Consider the following 21672-nt stretch of genomic DNA (forward strand, 5'->3'; position numbering starts at 1 on the left):
GCGCGGCCCCGCCTCAGCTCTGGTTGAAGAAACCGTCGGAACGGTGCGCGCCGGACTCGCCGCTGATCACCTGGGTGTCGGCCGGGCTCAGCAGGAACACCCGGGTGGACACCCGCTCGATCGAACCGCGCAGGCCGAAGATGAGCCCGGCCGCGAAGTCGACCACGCGCTTGGCGTCGGTGCCCTCCATGGCCGTCAGGTTCACGATGACCGGGACACCGTCCCGGAACAGCTCGCCGATGGCCCGTGCGTCCCGGAAGCTGTCCGGGGTGACCGTCGCGATACGGCGGCCCTTCTCCTCGGCCACGTCCGAGGCCACCTTGACCCGCGGGTCCGTGACCCAGGCGTCCCCGGGCTGCTCGGTGCCCTCGGTGTAGTCGTCGTCGTAGTAGCGCTCGTCATCGTTGTCGTCGACGAGGCCGAGCCACGCACTCGCCTTGCGTACCGATCCCATGGACGCCTCCTCTCACAGCGGTCTTTCGTGCTTCCGCATCCCTATGGTCATCCATGATGCGGACGTCGCGCCAAGTGGATAGACGCCGCGCGGGGGGTTTGTGACGGTACTGGTGCACAGCGGATCCGTCGAGAGTCCTTGTGTCCCAAGGGTCGTTTCCCAAACGGCTGCTGACTGTGAGTGAAATATGATTCTTCACGGCACACGGGTGAGGACGGGTGCGTACGGGTGATGGCGGCGGTCGGTACGATGCCGCAGCTCAGCGTCGTACCAACCACGGGGGAGCGTCGTGTTCGGAATCGTCAGGCCGTGCAGGCACCGGCTCGGAGAGAGCCTCACGAGCCAGTGGATGGCTCATTTGTGCGGGTTGTGCCTCGCACTGCGCAAGGACCACGGGCAGTTCGCGCGGATCGTGACGAACTATGACGGGCTGCTCATATCGGTTTTGACGGAGGCTCAGGCCGAGCGGGGCGGTGCGGGCGCCGGACGGCGCACCGCCGGACCCTGCCCGCTGCGCGGGATGCGCACCGCGTCCGTCGCGCACGGCGAGGGGGCCCGGCTCGCGGCGGCGGTCTCCCTGGTGCTGGCCTCGGCCAAGGTGCGCGACCACGTCGCCGACGGGGACGGCCTGCTGGCGCGGCGGCCGGTGGCCCTCGCCGCCCGCCGGATCGCCACCGGCTGGGACGCGGCCGGGGCGCGCGGCGGCAGCGCCGTCGGCTTCGACACCGCCGTACTGGTCGACGCGGTGGACCGGCAGGGCGGCATCGAGGCCCTCGCCGGGCCCGGCACGCCGCTGCTCACGGTCACCGAACCGACCGAGACCGCGACCGCGGCCGCCTTCGCGCACACCGCGCACCTCGCCGGGCGGCCGGACAACGCCGCGCCGCTCGCCGAGGCCGGACGGCTCTTCGGCCGGCTCGCCCATCTCCTGGACGCCGTGGAGGACCGGGAGGCCGACGCCGCGTCCGGCGCCTGGAACCCGCTCACCGCCACCGGGACGCCGCTCACCGAGGCCCGGCGGCTCGCCGACGACGCCGTGCACGGGGTGCGGCTGGCCCTGCGGGAGGCCGAGTTCACCGACGGGCGGCTGGTGCACCGGCTGCTCGTGCACGAGCTGGGCAACTCCGTGGACCGCGCGTTCGGCACCGTCTCGTGCGCCCATGGCAGCCATCCGTACGCCCCTCCCGGCGCGCCGGGCACCCCGGGCGTCCCCGGCGGCCCCGGTGGGCCGACGCCCCCGGAGCCGCCGCGCCGCGACCGGCGCGGGCTGCTCGCGGGCTGCGCCCTGTGGCTCGGGCTGGCCTGCACGTGCCAGATGTGCTGCGGCACGTTCGAGGACCCCTGGAGCCGGCAGCGCAGGGAAGGGCTCTGCTCCAACTGCGACTGCGGCAACTGCTGCGACTGCTGCGACTGCTGCAGCAACTGCTGCGGCGACGACGGGTGCGACTGCGGCTGCGACGGCTGCGACTGCGGGTGCAGCTGCTGAGGTGCCGTCAGCTCTGCCCACCGCCCGGCCGCCCCGCCCCCCGGGTCTCCCTGGTCTCTTCGGCCTTTCCGGCCGTCAGTCCTTCAGTCCTTCAGTTCCGGGGGTGAGATCTCCGACTTCGCTATCGCCGACTCGGTCGTGTCCCACTTCTTCAGGATGCGGGCGTACGTCCCGTCGGCGATCAGCCCGTTCACCGCGGCCCGGAGGGCGGGCGCCAGCGGCGAGCCCTTCTTCAGGGCGAAGCCGACGTCGAGGCGGTGGAACTCGTTGAGGAACTTCAGTCCCTTCTGGTGGGCGACCGCGTAGCGCAGGCCGTTGATGGTCGACATCACCACCTCGCTGCGCCCCTGCTGGAGCGAGGACCACAGCGCGCCGGGCTCGCTGTACGTCTGCACCGTGTACGCCTTGTCGCCCGCGTCCGTGCACAGGTGCCGGCTCTCCTCCAGCGTCGCCTCGAAGGTGGTGCCGGCGCCGGTCGCCACCTTTCGTCCGCACAGCTGCCTCAGGTCGGTGACCTCGGACAACTCGCTGTCCTCGCGGGCGGCGAAGCCCTGGCCGTCGTTGATGTAGGTGACGAAGTCGATGGTCCTGCGCCGCTCGTCGGTCACCCCGAAGTTGCTGGCGCCGACGTCGTACTTGCCGCTGTCCAGGGCCGGCAGGATCGCCTCGAAGGAGGCCTGCTGGGTCTTGAGCGTGATGTCGAGCGCCCTGGCCACCGCGTTCGCGAAGTCGACGTCCTGGCCGGTCAGCGTCTTGCCGTCGGACAGGTAGGTGGTGCCCGGCGGGGTGCCGCCGACGCTGACGGCCAGGGTGAGTTCCGTGGTGCCCGCCGGCAGCAGCCGCGCGGCGTCCGCGTCGCGCCGGACACCGGAGACGACGTCCGTGGTGGGGACCGCGTCGGAGCCGGCCGCCGCGCCCGCGACGTCCGCGGCGGGATCACCGGAGCCGCACGCCGTGAGCAGCAGGGCGGCCGAGGTGATCAGGGCGAAGGGGAGGAAGAGGCGTTTTCGGGCACGCGTGGGCGTACGCATCGTCAGTGGTCTCCTGAGAGCGAAGGCAGGGGGCGGCGCGAGGGGAGGGGCGTGCGCGTGTGAAGGCGGGTCGACGACGACAGGTCGAACCCGGGAAGGCCCCGACGGGATCGGACGATCAGGCGATCAGGGAATCAGGCGATCGGGGATCACGCGAGCGGGGCAGGCAGGGAGGTCGGCTCAACAGGAACAGGACCACACTCGACCGAAGTCGATGTGGGAGCGCGTGACCAGCCACTGCTGTGGATGCATGGGCCAAGTGGAACAGGCATCCGGTTCCGCGTCAACGACTTGAGATGTGCGGCTCACAGTGTGGACAGCCTTGACAGCGGGCGGAAACACCCCCGTACTCTCGGCGGACGGCCATGCTGAGGGGCTCGGCCGTGTGAAGGCACCACCCACCGTGTCCGACTGACTCGATGTCACGGAGCCTTCGCATGTCCTCCGACACCCTCGCCAAATCCGCCGCCGTACCGGAAACCCCGGACCGGGCGGACCTCCCGCGGACCGTCCCGCACCGTCGCCCCGGCCAGTGGACGGCCGCCGCGGTCGTGCTCGTCCTCCTCGCCCTCGCCGTCAACTCCGTCCTGCGCAACGACGCGTTCCAGTGGGGCGTCGTCGCGGACTGGTTCACCTCCGACTCCGTCCTGCGCGGCCTGTGGCTCACCCTCTGGCTCACCGCCGTCGTCATGGTCCTCGGCTTCGCGCTGGGCACCCTGCTCGCCGCGTTCCGGCTCTCCGCCAATCCCGTGCTGCGCGCCGTGAGCTGGGGCTACGTGTGGCTGTTCCGGTCGATACCGATCCTGGTGCAGCTGTTGCTGTGGTTCAACATCGGCGCCCTGTACCCGCAGGTCCTCGGCGTGAAGACGGTCGACCTGCTCGGCCCGGTCACCGTGGCGGTCATCGGCCTCACCCTGCACGAGGCCGCGTACGCCGCCGAGGTGGTGCGCGGCGGCATCCTGTCCGTGGACCGCGGCCAGGTCGAGGCCGCGCAGGCGCTCGGCCTGAGCCGGTGGCGCCGGTGGCGGCGGATCGTCCTCCCGCAGGCCATGCGCGCCATCGTCCCGCCGGCCGGGAACATGCTGATCGGGACCCTCAAGGGCACCTCCATCGTCAGCGTCATCGCCGTACAGGACCTGCTCTACTCCGTGCAGCTCGTCTACCACCGCACCTACCAGGTCATCCCGCTGCTCATGGTGGCCACCGTCTGGTACACCGTGATCACCTCGCTGCTCGGCATCGGCCAGTACTACGTCGAGAAGCACTACGCCCGCGGCACGGAGCGCACCCGATGAGCCGCCCCGCGCCGCGTCCCCGGGCCTCGCTGGTCGTCGTCGGCGCCGGGCCCCGCGGCACCGGACTGCTGGAGCGCATCGCCGCCAACGCGCCCGAGCTGTACGGCGGCCGAGGCCTCGACATCCACCTCGTGGACCCGTATCCACCGGGCGCCGGACGCGTCTGGCGTGCCCGGCAGTCGCCGCTGCTGTGGATGAACTCGCACGCCGAGGACGTCACCGTGTTCACCGACGACACGGTCGAGATGGCCGGTCCCGTACGGCCCGGACCCACCCTGCACGAATGGGCGGCCGTGGACGGGCGCACCTTCGCCGACCGGCGGACCCAGGGCGCGTACCTGCGCTGGGCGTACCAGCGTGCCGTGGCGGGACTGCCCGCCGACGTGGTCGTCTACCACCACGCGCGCCGCGCGCTGCGGGTGGAGGGCGCCCGGGAGGAACGCCAGCGGGTGTGGCTCGACGGCCGCGACACTCCGCTCCCCGCCGACCTGGTCGTCCTCACCCTCGGGCACCTCGACGCCGAACCCGACGCCGAACAGCGGGAGTTGTCGGCGTACGCCCGCGCGCACGGCCTGGTCCACCTCCCGCCGGACTTCACCGCCGACAGCGACCTGTCCGCGCTGCGCCCCGGGGAGCCGGTCCTCGTGCGCGGTCTCGGACTGGCCTTCGTCGACCTGATGGTGCTGCTCACCGAGGGCAGGGGAGGGCGGTACGACGGGGACACCTACGTCCCGTCCGGACGGGAGCCGGTGCTGTACGTCGGCTCGCGGCGCGGAGTGCCGTACCACTCGAAGATCGGCTACGACTGGACCGGGGACCGGCCGCCGCTGCCGAGGTTCTTTGGGCCCGCCGAGACCGAGGCGCTGCTCGCCCGGCCGGACGGCTTCGACTTCCGGCGCGACGTGTGGCCGCTGGTCGAGAAGGAACTGGGCTTCGCCCACTACCACCGCCTGTTCACGGCCCATCCGGAGCGGGTGCGCACCGGCTGGGCGGGCTTCGAGGCGCGGTACGCCGCAGCCGGCCCGGACGAGCGGGCCGCCCTCGTCGCCGCCGTCGTGCCCGACCCCGCCGACCGGCTCGACCTCGCCGCCCTCGACCGGCCCCTCGACGCCGTGCGGTACGGCTCGCACGCGCAGCTCCAGGAGGGGCTGCGCCGCTACGTCGAGGCCGACCTGCGGCGCCGGCACGACCCGGCGCACAGCCCGGACCTCGCGGTCTTCCTCGCCCTGCTCTCCGTCTACGGACAACTCGTCCGGCTCGGCGACATCGGCGGCTGGTGGCACGGCTTCTTCAGCCTCCTCGCCTCGGGACCGCCCGGACCCCGGCTGCGGCAGCTGCTCGCCCTGTCCCGGGCCGGCGTGGTGCGCTTCCTGGGCGCCGACATGGCGGTCACGGCCGGGGACGGGATGTTCCGGGCGACCAGCGCCACCGTGCCGGGGGCCGCCGTCGAGGCCCGGGCGCTGGTCGAGGCACGGCTGCCGCACCCCACCGTCGAACGCGCCCGCGACCCGCTGCTGCGCGCGCTGCACGCCGACGGGGCCGCCGCGACCCCGGACGGGCTGCTGGCCGTGGACCGCACCGACGGACGCGTGCTGGACCGGGCCGGACGGCCCCACCCGCGCCGGTTCGCGCTCGGCCCGCACACCGACGCGCGCGGCTCGGGCGCGTTCACCCGGCCCCGTACCGGCGGCGTGGCCTTCCGGCAGAACGACGCCACCGCGCGGGCCGTACTGACCTTCCTGCGGGCGCCCGAGCGACCCGCGTCACCGCATCACGCCCTGCTGGAGGAGCCCGCGCGATGAGCATCACCGACGACACGGACGTCATGGTCGACATCAGGTCCGTGCACAAGAGCTTCGGCCCGCTGGAGGTGCTCAAGGGCATCGACCTCACCGTGCGCACCGGCGAAGTGACCGTGGTGCTCGGCCCCTCCGGTTCCGGCAAGTCGACGCTGCTGCGCACGGTCAACCACCTGGAGAAGGTGGACCGGGGCCTGATCAGCGTGGACGGCGCCCTCATCGGCTACCGGCGCAGCGGCGACCGGCTGCGCGAGCTGCCCGAGCGCGAGGTGCTGAAACAGCGCACCCGGATCGGCTTCGTCTTCCAGGACTTCCACCTCTTCCCGCACCTGACCGTGCTGGAGAACATCACCGAGGCCCCGGTCTCCGCGCTGCGTCGGCCGCGCCGCGAGGCCGTCGAGGCGGCACGCCTGCTGCTGGAGCGGGTCGGGCTCGCCGACAAGGCGGGCGCATACCCACGGCACCTGTCCGGCGGGCAGCAGCAGCGCGTGGCCATCGCGCGGGCGCTCGCCCTGGAGCCGAGGCTGCTCCTGTTCGACGAGCCGACGTCCGCACTCGACCCCGAACTGGTCGGCGAGGTGCTCGACGTCATCAAGGACCTGGCCCGGCAGGGCACCACCATGATCGTCGTCACGCACGAGATCGGCTTCGCCCGCGAGGTCGCCGACACGGTGGTCTTCATGGACGACGGACGCGTCGTCGAACAGGGCCCGCCCGGCGACGTACTGGACCGCCCGCGGCACGAGCGCACCCGGGCCTTCCTCTCCAAGGTCCTGTGACGGCGGGGCCGTTGGCGCGGACAGAGGCAGGCAGAAGCAGGCAGAAGCAAATAGAAGCAAATGGAAGCCGACATAAACAGACGGAAGGGATGACCCTGTATGACCTCCTCCCACGGCAGGCGGCGGCTGCACCTGGCGACCGCCCTGGACCGGCGGTCGGTGTACGACGCCGACGAGTTCGTGGCGGCCGCCCGGCTCGCCGAACGCGGCGCGCTCGACTTCGTGACCCTGGGCGACAGCCTCGCCCGCCCCGGCCCCGACGCGCTCTCCGTGCTGTCCCGGGTGGCGCCCGCCACACGGCGTGTCGGCCTGGTCCCGACCGTCACCACCACCCACACCGAGCCCTTCCACGTCCAGGCGGCGGTGGCGACCCTGGACTGGGTCAGCCGCGGCCGGGCGGGCTGGCGGATCGAGGTGTCCACCACCGAGGGCGAGGCCCGCCTCTTCGGCCGCCGCCACGCCGCACCCGCCGACGCGCTGTGGCAGGAGGCCGGCGAGGTCGCCGACGTGGCGGCGCGCCTGTGGGACAGCTGGGAGGACGACGCCGAGATCCGGGACGTGGCCACCGGCCGGTTCGTCGACCGGGACAAGCTGCACCACGTCGACTTCACCGGCTCCGCCTTCTCCGTCAAGGGCCCCTCGATCGTGCCAAGGCCCCCGCAGGGGCACCCCGTGCGCGTGGTCGACGCCACCGACCGGGCCGCGCGGGCGGTCGCGGCCCGGTACGCCGACGTGGCGCTCGTGCGCACCGCGCTGCCCGACCGGGCCGCCGCCGCGCGGGCCGAACTGCGGGCGTCCGCCGCGGCGCACGGCCGCGACCCGGACGACCTGCGGGTCCTCGCCGCCCTGGACGTCGACCTCGGCGACGGCGAGTACGCGGCCGAACCCGGCCACGGCGGAGGCGGCCCCCGCGTCACACCACGCGGCCCGCAGTACCGCGGCGGTCCCGTGGACCTCGCCGAACTCATCGCCTCCTGGCACCGGGACGGCACCGTCGACGGCTTCCACCTCACGCCGGCCGAGCCGCGCCGCGACCTGGAACGCCTCGTCAACGGCACCGTGTCGCTGCTCCAGCACCGGGGCCTGTTCCGCACCTTCTACCCGGGCAGCACGCTCCGGGACCACCTGGGCCTGGCCCGGCCCGCCAACCAGTACGCCGTCGCGCAGGGAGCGTCATGACCGGACCGAAGCGGAAAGAACCTAAGCCGATGCACCTGGCCGCCCACTTCCCGGGCGTCAACAACACCACCGTCTGGGCCGATCCGCGATCGGGCTCGCAGATCGACTTCGCCTCCTTCGAGCACCTCGCGCGCACCGCCGAACGCGGCCTGTTCGACTTCTTCTTCCTTGCCGAGGGGCTGCGGCTGCGCGAGCACAAGGGCCGTATCCACGACCTGGACGTGGTCGGCCGCCCCGAGTCCCTGACCGTGCTGAACGCGCTCGCCGCCGTCACCGGACGCCTCGGACTCGCCGCCACGGTCAACGCCACCTTCAACGAGCCCTACGAACTCGCCCGCCGGCTCGCCACCCTCGACCACCTCAGCGGCGGCCGGGCGGCCTGGAACGTGGTGACCTCCTCCGACGCCTTCACCGGCGAGAACTTCCGGCGCGGCGGCTACCTGGACCGGTCCGAGAGGTACACCCGGGCCGCCGAGTTCGTGGCCACGGCCCGAGAACTGTGGGACTCCTGGGCCCCGGAGGACACCCCCCGGCCCTTCGCCCACCACGGGCGGCACTTCGACATCGCGGGCGAGTTCACGCTGCCCCGTTCCCCGCAGGGGCACCCGGTGGTGATCCAGGCGGGCGACTCCGACGAGGGCCGGGAGTTCGCCGCCTCCTCGGCGGACGTGATCTTCACCCGCCACGGCACCCTGGACGCGGGGCGTGCCTTCTACGCCGACGTGAAACGCCGCCTGGCCAAGTACGGCCGGAGCCCCGGCGATCTCAAGATCATGCCCGGCGTCACCGTCGTCCTCGGGGACACCACCGCCGAGGCGCACGAGCGGGCCGAGGAGATCCGGTGGCAGCAGGTCTCCCCGCAGACCGCGCTGCTCACACTGGAGCGGATCTGGGGCGTCGACCTGTCCGGGTACGACCCCGACGGGCCGCTGCCCGACGTCGACCCGGTGCCCGATCCACAGCTCAGCCAGGGGCGGACCCGGCAGGGCGACAGCGTCGCGACCGCCGAGAAGTGGCGGGCCCTGGCGCAGGAGCGGGGGCTGTCCATCCGGCAGACCGTGATCGAGGCGGGCGCCCGGCAGTCCTTCGTGGGCACGCCCGAGGAGGTCGCGGCCGAGCTGACGGAGTTCGTGGCGCGGGACGCCGCCGACGGCTTCATCCTCGTACCGCACCTCACCCCGGGCGGGCTGGACGAGTTCGTGGACCGGGTGGTCCCGCTGCTCCAGGAGCGCGGCGCGTTCCGTACCGGGTACGAGGGCGCGACCCTGCGCTCCCACCTCGGGCTGGCCGAACCGGTGTGGAAGGCTTGAACGATGACGAAGGGTTCACCCGGCGACGTGCCGGACAAGGCACTCGGCACCGCGTCCGGCGAGGTGTCCGACGCGTGGCTGCGGTGGCACGAGCAGCGCGTCGCCACCGTCTCGGCGCCCTACGGACCGCTCGCGCTGACCGGCACGCACTGGCTGGAGGACCATCCGGACGGGCAACTTCCGGACATCCCCGGGCGGTGGACGGCGGACGGCGACGCGGTGCTGCTGACGGCCGGGCGCGCGGCCGGGCTCACCGTGGACGGGCGGCCCCTGGACGGCGAGGCGCGGCTCACGGCCGACCCGGGACCGGCGGGCACGGCCCGGGTGGCCTGCGGCGAGCGGCGGCTGGTCGTCCTGGTCCGCGAAGGGCTGTGGGGCGTCCGTGACTTCGACCCGGCCGCCCCCGCACGGCGGGCGTTCCGCGGCATCGCGGCCACGCCGTACGACCCGCGCTGGTCGGTGCCGGGCCGCTTCACCCCGTACGACGCGGGACCGCGCAGCGTGCGGGTGCTGAACGCGGACGGCCGGGAGCGCGGGCTGGCGCTCGGCGGGGAGCTGGCCTTCGAGCTGGACGGGCGGCGGCACACGCTCCAGGTGAGCGTCGAGGACGACGGCTCGCTGTGGGCCGTCTTCGCCGACGCCACCAGCGGGAACACCAGTCACCGCTTCCGGTTCCTGCGCCCGGCCGCGCCGGACGCCGAGGGGTGTACGACGGTCGACCTCAACCGCGCGCTGCTGCCGCCGTGCGCGTTCGCCGACCACTTCGTCTGTCCCCTCCCGCCGCCGGGGAACACCCTGGAGGCCCACGTCGCGGCGGGGGAGCGCGAACTGCGCTGACGCCGGACGGGGGTTGGTAAAGGCCGTTCAAAGGCGGACGACCGAAAGGCACTCTTGCGCCGACCGGTCGTTCGGCCGAGACTTCAACCTCAGCGCTTGTCAGGAGCACGACGTGTCCGGGGAACCCGGAGGTCCGCGCCTGGCTGCGCCTCACGGGCCCCCACCCCCACCAGAGGGGCCCCCGACTTCCCCTGTGGAGGAACGAAAAGTGAGGATCAAGCGCACCACCCCCCGCAGCGGCATCACGAGACGGACTCGGCTGATCGCCGTATCCACCGGTCTCGTGGCCGCGGCCGCCGTCGCGATCCCCAGCGCGAACGCGGCGCCCACTCCGGCCACCTTCAGCGCCGCCGAGCTGAGCAGTGCCGGCAGTGCGGTGCTCAAGGCCGATGTCCCGGGCACCGCCTGGGCCGTCGACAGCAAGTCCGGCCGGGTGCTGCTCACCGTCGACAGCACCGTCTCCCAGGCCGAGATCGCCAAGATCAAGGAACAGGCCGGCGACAAGGCCGGCGCGTTCACGATCAAGCGCACCCCCGGCACCTTCAACAAGCTCATCCAGGGCGGTGACGCCATCTACGCGAGCAGCTGGCGCTGCTCCCTCGGCTTCAACGTCCGTGCCAGCAACGGCGCCGAGTACTTCCTGACCGCCGGACACTGCACCGACGGCGCCGGCGCCTGGCGTGCCAGCTCCGGCGGCACCGTCATCGGCCAGACGGCGGGCTCCAGCTTCCCGGGCAACGACTACGGCATCGTGCAGTACACGGGGTCCGTGGCCCGGCCCGGCACGGCCAACGGCGTGGACATCACCCGCGCGGCCACCCCGAGCGTGGGGACCACCGTCATCCGTGACGGCTCCACCACCGGCACCCACAGCGGCCGGGTCACCGCCCTGAACGCCACCGTCAACTACGGCGGCGGCGACATAGTCTCCGGTCTGATCCAGACCACGGTCTGCGCCGAGCCCGGCGACTCCGGCGGTTCGCTCTACGGCAGCAACGGCACCGCGTACGGTCTGACCTCCGGCGGCAGCGGCAACTGCTCCTCCGGCGGGACGACCTTCTTCCAGCCGGTGACGGAGGCCCTGAGCGCCTACGGCGTCAGCGTCTACTGACCGGTCCGCCCGCGCCGCACCGCGCGGCCGGCGGTGCGACGAGCCCCCGTGCACCGAGAGGTGTGCGGGGGCTCTCCCGCGTCCGGACTGCGGGTCCGTGCGTCCCGCTGAGAGGGGAGCGAACGGTGAAGGCCGTGTGACCACCCTGGAGTTGTCGTGCGCACGTCCTGGAGTCGACCTTGTGTGCGGCCTGTGGAATCGGAACAGTTAACGCTCGTCAACCAGCCTTCCGGTTCACGAGGTCCCCACAACCTCGCGGGCCGACCCCCCACAGGAGGACGTGAGTTGAAGCACCGACGCATACCCAGGCGGCGGGTCGCCGTAGTAGGTGCGGGCATCACCGCACTGGTCGCGGCCGGGGTCACCTTCCAGACCGCGAACGCCAGCGAGGCCCCCACGGCCGCCGCGCCCGAGACCCTGTCGGTCACGGCGGCCGGAAAGCTCGCCTCCACGCTGCTCGGCGACCTCGGCGCCGACGCGGCCGGCACGTACTACGACGCGCAGGCCAAGAGCCTCGTCGTCAACGTGCTCGACGACAGCGCCGCACAGACCGTCGAGGAGGCGGGCGCCAGGGCGAGAGTCGTCGAGAACTCGCTCGCCGACCTGAAGAGCGCGCGCACCACCCTCACGAAGGACGCGACCATCCCGGGCACGTCCTGGGCGACCGACCCGACCTCCAACAAGGTCGTCGTCACCGCCGACCGCACGGTCTCCGGGGCCGAACTGGCCAAGCTGACCAAGGTGGTCGACGGGCTGGGCGCCAAGGCCGAGCTGAAGCGGACCAAGGGCGAGTACAAGCCCTTCATCGCGGGCGGCGACGCCATCACCGGAGGCGGCGGGCGCTGCTCGCTCGGCTTCAACGTGACCAAGGGCGGCGAGCCGTACTTCATCACGGCCGGCCACTGCACCGAGTCCATCTCGAGCTGGTCGGACTCCTCCGGGAACGTCATCGGCGAGAACGAGGCGTCCAGCTTCCCGGACAACGACTACGGCCTGGTCAAGTACACCGCCGACGTGGACCACCCGAGCGAGGTGAACCTCTACAACGGGTCCTCGCAGGCCATCTCGGGCGCCGCCGAGGCCACCGTCGGCATGCAGGTGACCCGCAGCGGTTCCACCACCCAGGTGCACGACGGGACGGTGACCGGCCTGGACGCCACCGTGAACTACGGCAACGGCGACATCGTCAACGGCCTGATCCAGACCGACGTCTGCGCCGAGCCCGGCGACAGCGGCGGCTCGCTCTTCTCGGGCGACAAGGCCGTCGGCCTCACCTCCGGCGGCAGCGGCGACTGCACCTCGGGCGGCGAGACCTTCTTCCAGCCGGTGACGGAGGCCCTGTCGGCCACCGGTACGCAGATCGGCTGAGCGGTACCCGCACACCTGTGAAGTCCCGTCCCGCGCGCGAGGGGCGGGACTTCCGCGTGTGCGCCCGGGCTCCCGCGCGCGTACGGCGGTCAGCCGGCCCGTGCGGGCGGCAGCTCCGTCTCCTGCCGGCCGCGGCGCGGCAGCACGGCCGCCAGCATCGTGATCACCGTCCCCGCGACCGCCCACGCCCACAGCACCAGCAGGGAGGCGGTCACGTCGTTTCCCTTGAAGTAGGCGATCGAGCGGGCCGCCCAGGTGCCGGCGCCCGGGGGCAGCGCCGGGCCGATCGCCTTCCAGAACGGCGGGAGCAGCGGCAGCGGGAAGGCGCCGCCCGCGCTCGGGTTGCCCGCGATCACCACCAGCAGGATCGCCAGACCGATGCCGACGATCCCGAAGACGCCCTGGAGGGCGAGCGTGGCGGCGCCCACCGCGAAGGTGATCAGCGCGCCGAGCCCCCACAGGTCCAGCACGCCGCCGGGCAGCGCACCCAGGATCGGCCCGATGATCACCGCGCCGCCGAGTCCGCCGACGATCGAGACCAGCGTCATCACGATCAGCCGGATCGCCGCCCGGCGCGGGTTGGCCGGCCGGGCGCCGGTGCTGATCGCCAGGATCGAGGCGCACAGGTAGCCGCCGACGCACCAGCCCACGACCAGGTAGAAGGACGACAGTCCGTCGAAGTCGTGGGACGAGGCCGGGGCCACGTCGACCACCCGTACCGCGCGTCTCTCGGCCTGCTCCGCCTTGCCGACGATGCCCTCCAGGGTGGTGGCGAGGACGGTGCCGCCGCCGGAGGCGACCAGCAGGGTGTCCTGCCTGCCGTCGGGGTTCAGGATCAGGGCGCCGTCGATCTCCCGGTCCATGACCTGCCGCCGGGCGCTCGCCTCGTCGGCCACCGCGCGCGGGTCCAGCGGGGAGCCGGGCAGCCGCTCCAGCCGGTTCACCGTCTGTCCGGCGGCCGCCCCGGGCGCGACCACCCCGAAGGGCACGTCCTTGGGTCTCGGGTCGTGCAGCGCCCCCACGTAGGAGGCGATGAACAGCAGCTGGAGCGCGATCACGCCGAGGACCAGCAGGGTGGCCCGCGGGGTGACGGCGTCCTTCACCTCACCGAGGAAGGAGCCGGTTCGCGTGCCGGGGCCCGGTGTGTGTGACATGTCCCCACAGTCCGGGTCGGGGAGCGTTTGCGCAGGTGGGGCGGGGCCGAACGGATGTCGCACACACATTCGAGGATGGGGGTATGGTGGGTGAGTAGCTGGGAACAGACGTTCGATAATGACGTTCGGGCCCATGTGGTCGTGCGTCGGTTCATGAGTCGGGAGGTGCGTGATGCCGGGTTTCACGCACCTGCACACCGTCTCCGGTTTCTCCGCCCGTTACGGCGCCTCCCATCCGGAGCGGCTGGCCGAGCGCGCCTTCGAGCGGGGCATGGACGCCCTCGCCCTCACCGACCGCGACACCCTCGCGGGCACGGTCCGCTTCGCCAAGGCCTGCGCGAAGGCGGGCGTCCGCCCCCTGTTCGGCGCGGAGCTGGCGGTCGCGGCCCCCGAGCCGGAAGCCGGCCGCACGGACACCTCCGTACGCCGGGACCGGCGCCGCGTCCCCGTGCGCGGCGGCGCCTTCGTCGACGAGTCGGCCGCACGGGTGACCTTCCTCGCCCGCGACGGCGCCCGCGGCTGGGCCGACCTGTGCCGCCTGGTCTCCGCCGCCCACACGGCCGAGGGCAGCCCGCTGCTGTCCTGGTCCGACAACCACGCCGACGGGCTGACCGTCCTGCTCGGCCCCGACTCCGACGTCGGCCGCGCCCTCGCCGCGGGCCGCCCCGACCGCGCGGCCGGGCTCCTCGCCCCCTGGCGGGAGGTCTACGGCGACGCCCTGTGCCTGGAGGCCGTCTGGCACGGCCGCGAGGGCACCGGCCCCGGCTCCCTGCGGCTGGCCTCCCGCACCGTGGGCTTCGCCGCCGAGCAGGGCGTCCGGCCGGTGCTCTCCAACGCCGTCCGCTACGCCGACCCCGGCCAGGGCGAGGTCGCCGACGTCCTGGACGCCGCCCGCCGCCTGGTCCCGATCGGCGCCGGCAAGGAACTGGACTCCGGTGAGGCCTGGCTCAAGGACGCCGGTGCCATGCGGCACGCCGCCGAGCGGATCGTCGAGTCCGCGGGTTTCCGGCGCGACACCGCCCACCGTCTGCTGGAGCAGACCCGGGCCACGGCCGCCGAGTGCCTGGTCGACCCCGAGGACGACCTCGGCATGGGCGCCGTCCACTTCCCCGAACCGCACCTGGTCGGTGCCGGCCGGCGCACCGCCCAGCGGGCGCTCGCCTCCCGGGCGGCGGCGGGCATGGTGCGGCGCGGCTACGACCGGATGCCGGGCCGCCGGGAGTACTGGGAGCGGATGCACCACGAGCTGGACATCATCGCCCACCACGGCTTCGCCTCGTACTTCCTCACCGTCGCCCAGGTCGTGGACGACGTACGGCACATGGGCATCCGGGTCGCCGCGCGCGGCTCCGGCGCGGGCTCGCTCGTCAACCACCTGCTCGGCATCGCGCACGCCGACCCGGTCGAGCACGGGCTGCTGATGGAGCGCTTCCTGTCCAGGGAACGGGTGGTGCTGCCCGACATCGACATCGACGTGGAGTCCGCGCGCCGCCTGGAGGTCTACCGCGCGATCATCGGCCGGTTCGGCACCGAGAGGGTCGCCACGGTCGCCATGCCGGAGACGTACCGGGTGCGCCACGCCATCCGCGACGTGGGCGCCGCCCTGTCCATGGACCCGGCCGAGATCGACCGCGTCGCCAAGTCCTTCCCCCACATCCGCGCCCGCGACGCCCGCGCGGCGCTGGAGGAGCTGCCCGAGCTGAAGGAGCTGGCGGGGGAGCGGGAGAAGTACGGAAAGCTCTGGGAGCTGGTCGAGGGCCTCGACGCCCTCCCGCGCGGCGTCGCCATGCACCCCTGCGGTGTCCTGCTGTCCGACGCCTCCCTGCTCTCCCGTACGCCGGTCGTGCCGACCAGCGGCGAGGGCTTCCCGATGGCGCAGTTCGACAAGGACGACGTGGAGGACCTCGGGCTGCTCAAGCTGGACGTGCTCGGGGTGCGGATGCAGTCGGCGATGGCGCACGCGGTCGCCGAGGTGAAGCGGGCCACGGGCACCGAGGTCGACCTGGACGCCGTACCGGAGGGCGACCCGGCGACGTACCGGATGATCCGGTCCGCCGAGACGCTGGGCTGCTTCCAGATCGAGTCGCCGGGCCAGCGGGACCTGGTCGGCAGGCTCCAACCGGCCACCTTCCACGACCTCGTGGTCGACATCTCGCTCTTCCGGCCCGGGCCGGTCGCCGCCGACATGGTGCGCCCGTTCATCGAGGCCCGGCACGGACGGGCGCCGGTGCGCTACCCGCACGAGGACCTGGCGGAGCCGCTGGCGGGGACGTACGGGGTCGTCGTCTTCCACGAGCAGATCATCGACATCGTCGCCATCATGACCGGCTGCGGACGCGGCGAGGCGGACCGGGTGCGGCGCGGTCTTTCCGACCCGGAGTCGCAGGGGCGGATCAAGGTGTGGTTCGCCCAGCACGCGACGGCGAACGGCTACGACACGGAAACGATTCAGCGGACCTGGGAGATCGTCGAGGCGTTCGGCAGCTACGGCTTCTGCAAGGCGCACGCGGTGGCCTTCGCCGTGCCGACCTACCAGTCGGCGTGGCTGAAGACCCATCACCCGGCCGCCTTCTACGCCGGGTTGCTCACCCACGACCCCGGCATGTACCCCAAGCGGCTGCTGCTGGCGGACGCGCGGCGGCGCGGGGTGCCGATCCTGCCGCTGGACGTGAACAAGTCGGGGGTCGCACACAGGATCGAACTGGTGTCTGAATCACGTACGTCGCGCAAGGCGAAGACCTGGGGTCTGCGCCTCGCCCTCTCGGACGTGCACGGCATCAGCGAGGCCGAGGCGGAACGGATCGCCGGGGGACAGCCCTACGCCTCCCTGCTCGACTTCTGGGAACGGGCCCGCCCCAGCAGGCCGCTGGCCGGACGGCTCGCCCAGGTCGGCGCGCTGGACGCGTTCGGCGCCAACCGCCGTGACCTGCAACTGCACCTGACCGAGCTGCACCGCGGCGCCCGGGGCGGACGCGGCGACCAGCTCCCCCTGTCCGGCGGCCGGAAGACGGCACCGGCCGGGCTGCCCGACCTCACCTCGGCGGAGAAGCTCAGCGCCGAACTCGGCGTGCTCTCCATGGACGCCTCGCGCAACCTGATGGACGACCACCGCACCTTCCTGCGCGAGCTGGGCGTGGTGTCGGCCAAGCGGCTGCGCGAGGCACGGCACGGGGAGACGGTGCTGGTCGCGGGCGCCAAGGCGGCCACCCAGACCCCGCCGATCCGCTCCGGCCGCCGGGTCATCTTCTCCACCCTCGACGACGGCTCCGGCCTGGTCGACCTCGCCTTCTTCGACGACTCCCACGACGCCTGCGCGCACACCGTCTTCCACTCCTGGCTGCTGCTGGTGCGCGGGGTGGTGCAGCGGCGCGGCCCGCGCAGCCTCAGCGTGGTCGGCTCCGCCGCCTGGAACCTCGCCGACCTGCTGGAGGTGCGCCAGGAGGAGGGCCTGGAGGGCGTCGCCGCCCGGCTGGCCGGAACGGGCGGGGCGCGAGGGGCGGACGGGACCGGGGGCGACGAACCCGAGGGCGGCCCGGCGCGCCGCCGTCTTGCCGGTTCGGACGGACGGCCCGCGCCGGCCGGGTCCGCGGCCCAGGACCCGATGGAGCAGCGGAAGATCCGCATGTCCACCGGGTACGAGATGCACCCCTGGGCCGATCTGCGCCCCGCGGGCGAAGGGCCCGCGGTCGGAAGGAAGTTGTGGCACCAGAGTCCGGGGAGTGCGGGATGACCATTCTGTGCGTACGTTTCCAGCTGCCGCCGATGTACGAGGCGCCCCTGCCCGAACTGCTCGGGTTGCTGGAGGAGTTCACGCCGGTCGTCGAGGCGCTGCCGCCCGACGGCGCGCTGGCCGACCTGCGCGGCGCCGAGCGGTACTTCGGGCGCGACGCCGTGGAACTGGCCTCGGTGATCCGGGTCCGCGCCCTGGCCCTGTACGGCGTGGACTGCGTGATCGGTGCCGGGCCCGGCCCGATGCTGGCCCGCATGGCACTGCGCGACGCCCGGCCGGGACTGACCCGCGCGGTGCCCGTCGGCGAGGAGCGGGACTTCCTCGCCGGCAAACCCGTCGCCGCGCTGCCCGGCGTCGGCGCCGCGACCGCCCGCACCCTGTGCGAGTACGGCCTCGACACCCTCGGCCGGGTCGCCATCGCACCGCTGTCCACGCTCCAGCGCCTGGTCGGCGCGCGGACCGGCCGCGAGCTGCACGAGAAGGCGAACGGCGTCGACCGCGGCCGGGTCGTCCCCAACGGCGTCTCCCGGTCCCTGGCCGCCGACCGCCCCTTCGACCGCGACGAACTCGACCCCGACCGGCACCGCCGCGCCCTGCTCTCGGCCGCCGGGGAACTGGGCGCCCGGCTGCGCGCCGTGGACAAGGTCTGCCGCACCCTCACCCTCACCGTCCGCTACGCCGACCGCTCCGCCACCACCCGCAGCCGCACCCTGAAGGAGCCGACCGCGCACTCGGCGGCCCTGACCCGGACCGCGTACGACATGTACGAGGCGCTCGGCCTCCAGCGCGCCCGGGTCCGCACGATCGCCCTGCGCGCCGAGGGGCTCGCGCCCGCCGAACAGGCCTCCCACCAGCTCACCTTCGACCCCGTGGACGAGAAGGTCCGCCGGATCGAGGAGGTCGCCGACCGCGCGCGGGCGAAGTTCGGGCCGAGGGCGGTGATGCCGGGGTCGCTGGCGGCGTGAGGCCCCCGCGGGTCAGTTGGCCCACGGGGGAGTGAGGCGGGTGCCGTCGGACAGCTCCGCCGTCAGGCCGACGGAGGTGGTGACCCAGGAGGTCGCGGTCCGGCCGGTGGGGTTCTCGACGGCGAGGGCCGCCCCCGGGTTGATGATCACGGTGTCGCCCGCCGTGACCCGCTCGGTGCGGCCGTCGAGGGTGATCAGCAGCTCGCCGGTGAGCAGGTGGAAGATCTCCTCCCGGTCGACGGTGTGCGCGGGCGCCTTCGTCCCCGCCGGGATCTCGCCCCGCCAGGCGCACAGCTCCTCGCTGCCGACGCGGGGATGGGCGTACGAGACGAAGCGGGCGCCGTGGATCTCGTGGGTGACGCCTTCGGACGAGCGGACGACGGGCATGACGGGCTCCTCTGAATAGGTGGTCAAGCAGCTTGACCAATCCCCCAATGGTCAAGCTGCTTGACCATGGTGTCAAGGGTGTTTCAATGCCCCCGTGCAGAACTCCGACGCCATGACCCTCACCGCCGCGCTGCTCGCCGCGGCCGGCGGCCTCACGCAGCGCATCCACGAGGGTGTCGTCGCCCGCGGCTTCGAGGGGGTGCGGCCCGCGCACGGTTTCGCCTTCGCCCGGCTCTCCCCGGACGGCGCTACGGTCACCGAACTGGCCGCGCATCTCGGGGTGACCAAGCAGGCCGCCAGCCAGCTCGTCGACGAGCTGGTCCGCAAGGGGTACGCCGAGCGCCGGCCGCACCCCGCCGACGCGCGCGCCCGGCTCGTCGTGCTGACGGAGGCGGGGTGGGCCTGTACGCGGGCCGCGGAGGCGGCGGCCGCCGAGGCCGTGGGTGCGTGGGCCCAGGTGCTCGGTGAGGACGGCGTGCGTGCGCTGCGCGACGGCCTGCTGCGGGTGGCGCCGGGCGGGCCGATGCGGCCGGCCTGGTGACGGCGGTTAGCGGTGGAAGTTTTTACTGACGCGTAACTTCACACGTGCGCTACTCGCTCGTAACTTGACGGGTGAACAGCATCCCGTGATCCGGATCACAGGGCGTCCTGCCATCGAACTCCCCTGCCCCGCAAGGAGATCACCCGATGCTGCCCTTCAGGCGTGCGCTCAGACCCCTGACCGCCCTGCTGCTGACCGCCGCGGTCGCCCTGTTCCCCGCCGTCACCGCCACCGCCGCCCCCGCCGCGGACGCGCGCCCCAGCTCCGGCTGGAACGACTACACCTGCAAGCCCTCCGCCGCCCACCCCCGCCCCGTCGTCCTGGTCCACGGCACCTTCGGGAACTCCGTCGACAACTGGCTGGGCCTCGCGCCCTACCTCGAGAACCGCGGCTACTGCGTCTTCTCCCTCGACTACGGCCAACTGCCCGGCGTCCCGCTCTTCCACGGACTCGGCCCGGTCGAGAAATCGGCGGAACAACTGGCCGCCCACGTCGACAAGGTGCTCGCCGCGACCGGCGCCGCCGAGACCGACCTCGTCGGCCACTCGCAGGGCGGCATGATGCCCCGCTACTACCTGAAGTTCCTCGGCGGAGCCGCCGAGGTGAACGCCCTGGTCGGCATCGCGCCCAGCAATCACGGCACCACCCTGTCCGGCCTCACCAACCTGCTGCCGTACTTCCCCGGCGTCGGGGACCTGCTCGACGAGCACACCCCCTCCCTCGCCGACCAGGTCGTCGGCTCCGACGTCCTCACCCAGCTCAACGCGGGCGGCGACACCGTGCCCGGCGTGCGCTACACCGTCCTCGCGACGAAGTACGACGAGGTGGTCACGCCGTACCGCAGCCAGTTCCTCGACGGCCCCGGTGTGCGCAACGTCCTGCTGCAGGACCTGTGCCCGCTCGACCTCTCCGAGCACCTGGCTGCCGGGCTGTTCGACCGGATCGCCTTCCACGAGGTGACCAACGCCCTGGACCCGGCGCACGCCACACCGACCACCTGCGCCTCGGTCCTCGGCTGACGGCACACCCGGCACGCACGCGGGGGCTCGTCCGGCCTGAGCCGCCGGACGAGCCCCCGCGTCCCCCGTGCCCGGGGTCAGCCGCTGTGCCTGCCCCCGGCGGCCCGCCGGCGCACGGACGCGAACATCACGGCCGCGCCGAGCGCCAGGGCGGCGGCACCACCGACCGCGATGTAGGGCGTGGTGCCGTCCCCGCCGGTCTCGGCGAGGTTCTCGGTGCCCCCGCCGGCGGCCTTGACCTGGTTGGGCTCGGCGGCGTCGCCGGAGGCCTCCTCCGGGGTGTCCGGGGCGGCCTCGAAAGCCGGAGTGGCCGGGTCGGCCGGGTCGGCCGGGTCCGTCGTCGTCCCGGCGTCCTGGTCGCCGTGACCGTGGTGCTCGATCGTCGACTTGTCGGCGGCGGCCGCGATCTGCTCCTCGGACGGAGCGGACGCCTCGGGGGCCGGAGCGGCGGCGCCCGCCGAGTCGCCGGCCGCCGTGCCGCTGCCGCCCCCGAAGGAGACGTCCGAACAGGAGTAGAACGCCTCCGGGCTGTCCGAGCGCTGCCACACCGCGTACAGCAGGTGCTTGCCGGACCGCTCGGGCAGCGTGCCGGAGAACGTGTAGAAGCCCCCCGAGGCGACCGGGTCGGTGGCGGTCGCCACCGGCGCGGACAGGTCGAGGTCGCCCCAGCCGAGCGGCTGCGACGGGTCGTATCCGGGCTTGGTGATGTACACCTTGAAGGTGCCCTTGTGCGGGGCCGTCACGCGGTACTTGAAGGTGTACGAGCCGCTGCTCACGCCGGTCGCGGGCCAGTCGGCGCGGGCCAGGTCCATGCCCTTGAAGGCCGGGTCGTTGGCGCTGCACAGCTTGCCGTCCGGGATGAGCTCCTGGTGCTTGCCGGCGGCGTTGCCGATGCGGATGCCGTTCCAGTCGTAGAGCGCCTGTGTGCCGCCCGCCGCGACCGCCGCCTTGCACGCGGCCGACTTCGGGTTCTCGGGCCCCTCGGCGTGGCACTGCGACACCCGGCTGACCGGGTCGCCCATCGAACCGTGCGCCGAGGCGGGGGCGGCGGCCAACGAGGTCAGGGCGAGCGGGGCGAGACCGACGACGGCGACGGCTGCCACCCTGCGGGGCGCGGACGGTGCGGGCATGGGAACTCCTCGAAACGGTCACTGGGGATGCCGGAACCCGGGCCGGAGCCCGTGGGGTCGATCAGCAAGCTAGCCCCAAGGAACCGTGGAATCGCCT

General features: G+C 73.2%; 18 protein-coding genes. 13 read left to right on the plus strand and 5 right to left on the minus strand.

All coding sequences use genetic code 11. The features are described from left to right. Positions 1–13: 13 nt before the first annotated feature. A complete protein-coding gene (locus tag ACZ6IM_RS11065) occupies positions 14–454 on the minus strand; it encodes a cell division protein SepF (protein ID WP_052842084.1) in 441 nt (146 codons plus the stop codon). A 349-nt stretch (positions 455–803) separates the two neighbouring features. On the opposite strand from ACZ6IM_RS11065, the gene ACZ6IM_RS11070 reads away from it, so the two are divergent. Then, positions 804–1940, plus strand: a complete 1137-nt coding sequence (locus tag ACZ6IM_RS11070) for a DUF5685 family protein (protein WP_052842083.1) — start codon at positions 804–806, stop codon at positions 1938–1940. 83 nt (positions 1941–2023) lie between these two features. Here the strand turns inward: ACZ6IM_RS11070 and ACZ6IM_RS11075 are convergent, their stop codons facing one another. Then, on the minus strand, positions 2024–2971 hold the full coding sequence (locus tag ACZ6IM_RS11075; protein WP_052842082.1) for an ABC transporter substrate-binding protein: 948 nt from the start codon (positions 2969–2971) through the stop codon (positions 2024–2026). 437 nt (positions 2972–3408) lie between these two features. Between ACZ6IM_RS11075 and ACZ6IM_RS11080 the strand changes: the two genes are divergently transcribed. The 8 genes from ACZ6IM_RS11080 (at position 3409) to ACZ6IM_RS11115 (ending at position 12649) form a co-directional block, all read left to right on the plus strand. Continuing rightward, positions 3409–4266, plus strand: a complete 858-nt coding sequence (locus tag ACZ6IM_RS11080) for an amino acid ABC transporter permease (protein ID WP_469555996.1) — start codon at positions 3409–3411, stop codon at positions 4264–4266. Then, positions 4263–6068 (plus strand): FAD/NAD(P)-binding protein, encoded by a 1806-nt coding sequence (locus tag ACZ6IM_RS11085; protein ID WP_052842080.1) that lies wholly within the window; start codon positions 4263–4265, stop codon positions 6066–6068. Before ACZ6IM_RS11080 ends, ACZ6IM_RS11085 begins: the two co-directional genes overlap by 4 nt. Then, positions 6065–6844, plus strand: a complete 780-nt coding sequence (locus ACZ6IM_RS11090; protein ID WP_469555999.1) for an amino acid ABC transporter ATP-binding protein — start codon at positions 6065–6067, stop codon at positions 6842–6844. The genes ACZ6IM_RS11085 and ACZ6IM_RS11090 overlap by 4 nt, the downstream gene beginning before the upstream one ends. Before the next feature lie 99 nt (positions 6845–6943). After that, the gene (locus ACZ6IM_RS11095; protein WP_469556001.1) at positions 6944–8023 is read left to right on the plus strand and encodes an LLM class flavin-dependent oxidoreductase; all 1080 of its coding nucleotides are present in this window, start codon (positions 6944–6946) and stop codon (positions 8021–8023) included. Then, positions 8020–9333, plus strand: coding sequence for an NtaA/DmoA family FMN-dependent monooxygenase (locus tag ACZ6IM_RS11100; RefSeq protein ID WP_052842077.1), 1314 nt, complete (start codon positions 8020–8022; stop codon positions 9331–9333). The genes ACZ6IM_RS11095 and ACZ6IM_RS11100 overlap by 4 nt, the downstream gene beginning before the upstream one ends. A gap of 3 nt (positions 9334–9336) precedes the next feature. Beyond that, positions 9337–10170: a DUF1684 domain-containing protein gene (locus ACZ6IM_RS11105; RefSeq protein WP_469556004.1), complete on the plus strand. Its 834-nt coding sequence runs from the start codon at positions 9337–9339 to the stop codon at positions 10168–10170. A gap of 208 nt (positions 10171–10378) precedes the next feature. Further along, positions 10379–11281 (plus strand): S1 family peptidase, encoded by a 903-nt coding sequence (locus tag ACZ6IM_RS11110; RefSeq protein WP_052842075.1) that lies wholly within the window; start codon positions 10379–10381, stop codon positions 11279–11281. Between the two features lie 285 nt (positions 11282–11566). Then, entirely contained in the window at positions 11567–12649 is a 1083-nt protein-coding gene (locus ACZ6IM_RS11115) for a S1 family peptidase (protein ID WP_052842074.1), read from the plus strand. An 89-nt stretch (positions 12650–12738) separates the two neighbouring features. Here the strand turns inward: ACZ6IM_RS11115 and ACZ6IM_RS11120 are convergent, their stop codons facing one another. Continuing rightward, the gene (locus ACZ6IM_RS11120; RefSeq protein WP_469556008.1) at positions 12739–13803 is read right to left on the minus strand and encodes a DUF3533 domain-containing protein; all 1065 of its coding nucleotides are present in this window, start codon (positions 13801–13803) and stop codon (positions 12739–12741) included. Positions 13804–13975: 172 nt separating this feature from the next. Between ACZ6IM_RS11120 and ACZ6IM_RS11125 the strand changes: the two genes are divergently transcribed. Together ACZ6IM_RS11125 and ACZ6IM_RS11130 are read left to right on the plus strand one after the other, a co-directional pair. Continuing rightward, positions 13976–17533 carry a DNA polymerase III subunit alpha gene (locus tag ACZ6IM_RS11125; protein WP_469556010.1) on the plus strand — a complete coding sequence of 1186 codons (3558 nt, stop codon included), beginning with the start codon at positions 13976–13978 and terminating at the stop codon, positions 17531–17533. Then, complete coding sequence (locus tag ACZ6IM_RS11130; protein WP_469556014.1) at positions 17530–18498, plus strand: DNA polymerase Y family protein; 969 nt, start codon at positions 17530–17532, stop codon at positions 18496–18498. The genes ACZ6IM_RS11125 and ACZ6IM_RS11130 overlap by 4 nt, the downstream gene beginning before the upstream one ends. A gap of 12 nt (positions 18499–18510) precedes the next feature. On the opposite strand, the gene ACZ6IM_RS11135 is transcribed toward ACZ6IM_RS11130, so the two are convergent. Beyond that, complete coding sequence (locus tag ACZ6IM_RS11135) at positions 18511–18885, minus strand: cupin domain-containing protein (RefSeq protein WP_052842070.1); 375 nt, start codon at positions 18883–18885, stop codon at positions 18511–18513. A gap of 94 nt (positions 18886–18979) precedes the next feature. Between ACZ6IM_RS11135 and ACZ6IM_RS11140 the strand changes: the two genes are divergently transcribed. Both ACZ6IM_RS11140 and ACZ6IM_RS11145 read left to right on the plus strand, forming a co-directional pair. After that, a complete protein-coding gene (locus ACZ6IM_RS11140; protein ID WP_052842069.1) occupies positions 18980–19426 on the plus strand; it encodes a MarR family winged helix-turn-helix transcriptional regulator in 447 nt (148 codons plus the stop codon). Between the two features lie 146 nt (positions 19427–19572). Then, positions 19573–20445: an esterase/lipase family protein gene (locus ACZ6IM_RS11145; protein ID WP_052842068.1), complete on the plus strand. Its 873-nt coding sequence runs from the start codon at positions 19573–19575 to the stop codon at positions 20443–20445. Between the two features lie 77 nt (positions 20446–20522). On the opposite strand, the gene ACZ6IM_RS11150 is transcribed toward ACZ6IM_RS11145, so the two are convergent. After that, a complete protein-coding gene (locus tag ACZ6IM_RS11150) occupies positions 20523–21575 on the minus strand; it encodes a lytic polysaccharide monooxygenase auxiliary activity family 9 protein (protein ID WP_052842067.1) in 1053 nt (350 codons plus the stop codon). Positions 21576–21672: the final 97 nt, after the last annotated feature.

The organism is Streptomyces sp. NPDC042336 (assembly GCF_055581985.1).

Bases quoted from the DNA above. Each gene is read 5' to 3' on its own strand.
- ACZ6IM_RS11065 (WP_052842084.1), bottom strand. From the start codon at position 454: ATGGGATCGGTACGCAAGGCGAGTGCGTGGCTCGGCCTCGTCGACGAC.
- ACZ6IM_RS11070 (WP_052842083.1), top strand. From the start codon at position 804: ATGGCTCATTTGTGCGGGTTGTGCCTCGCACTGCGCAAGGACCACGGG.
- ACZ6IM_RS11075 (WP_052842082.1), bottom strand. From the start codon at position 2,971: ATGCGTACGCCCACGCGTGCCCGAAAACGCCTCTTCCTCCCCTTCGCC.
- ACZ6IM_RS11080 (WP_469555996.1), top strand. From the start codon at position 3,409: ATGTCCTCCGACACCCTCGCCAAATCCGCCGCCGTACCGGAAACCCCG.
- ACZ6IM_RS11085 (WP_052842080.1), top strand. From the start codon at position 4,263: ATGAGCCGCCCCGCGCCGCGTCCCCGGGCCTCGCTGGTCGTCGTCGGC.
- ACZ6IM_RS11090 (WP_469555999.1), top strand. From the start codon at position 6,065: ATGAGCATCACCGACGACACGGACGTCATGGTCGACATCAGGTCCGTG.
- ACZ6IM_RS11095 (WP_469556001.1), top strand. From the start codon at position 6,944: ATGACCTCCTCCCACGGCAGGCGGCGGCTGCACCTGGCGACCGCCCTG.
- ACZ6IM_RS11100 (WP_052842077.1), top strand. From the start codon at position 8,020: ATGACCGGACCGAAGCGGAAAGAACCTAAGCCGATGCACCTGGCCGCC.
- ACZ6IM_RS11105 (WP_469556004.1), top strand. From the start codon at position 9,337: ATGACGAAGGGTTCACCCGGCGACGTGCCGGACAAGGCACTCGGCACC.
- ACZ6IM_RS11120 (WP_469556008.1), bottom strand. From the start codon at position 13,803: ATGTCACACACACCGGGCCCCGGCACGCGAACCGGCTCCTTCCTCGGT.
- ACZ6IM_RS11125 (WP_469556010.1), top strand. From the start codon at position 13,976: ATGCCGGGTTTCACGCACCTGCACACCGTCTCCGGTTTCTCCGCCCGT.
- ACZ6IM_RS11130 (WP_469556014.1), top strand. From the start codon at position 17,530: ATGACCATTCTGTGCGTACGTTTCCAGCTGCCGCCGATGTACGAGGCG.
- ACZ6IM_RS11135 (WP_052842070.1), bottom strand. From the start codon at position 18,885: ATGCCCGTCGTCCGCTCGTCCGAAGGCGTCACCCACGAGATCCACGGC.
- ACZ6IM_RS11145 (WP_052842068.1), top strand. From the start codon at position 19,573: ATGCTGCCCTTCAGGCGTGCGCTCAGACCCCTGACCGCCCTGCTGCTG.
- ACZ6IM_RS11150 (WP_052842067.1), bottom strand. From the start codon at position 21,575: ATGCCCGCACCGTCCGCGCCCCGCAGGGTGGCAGCCGTCGCCGTCGTC.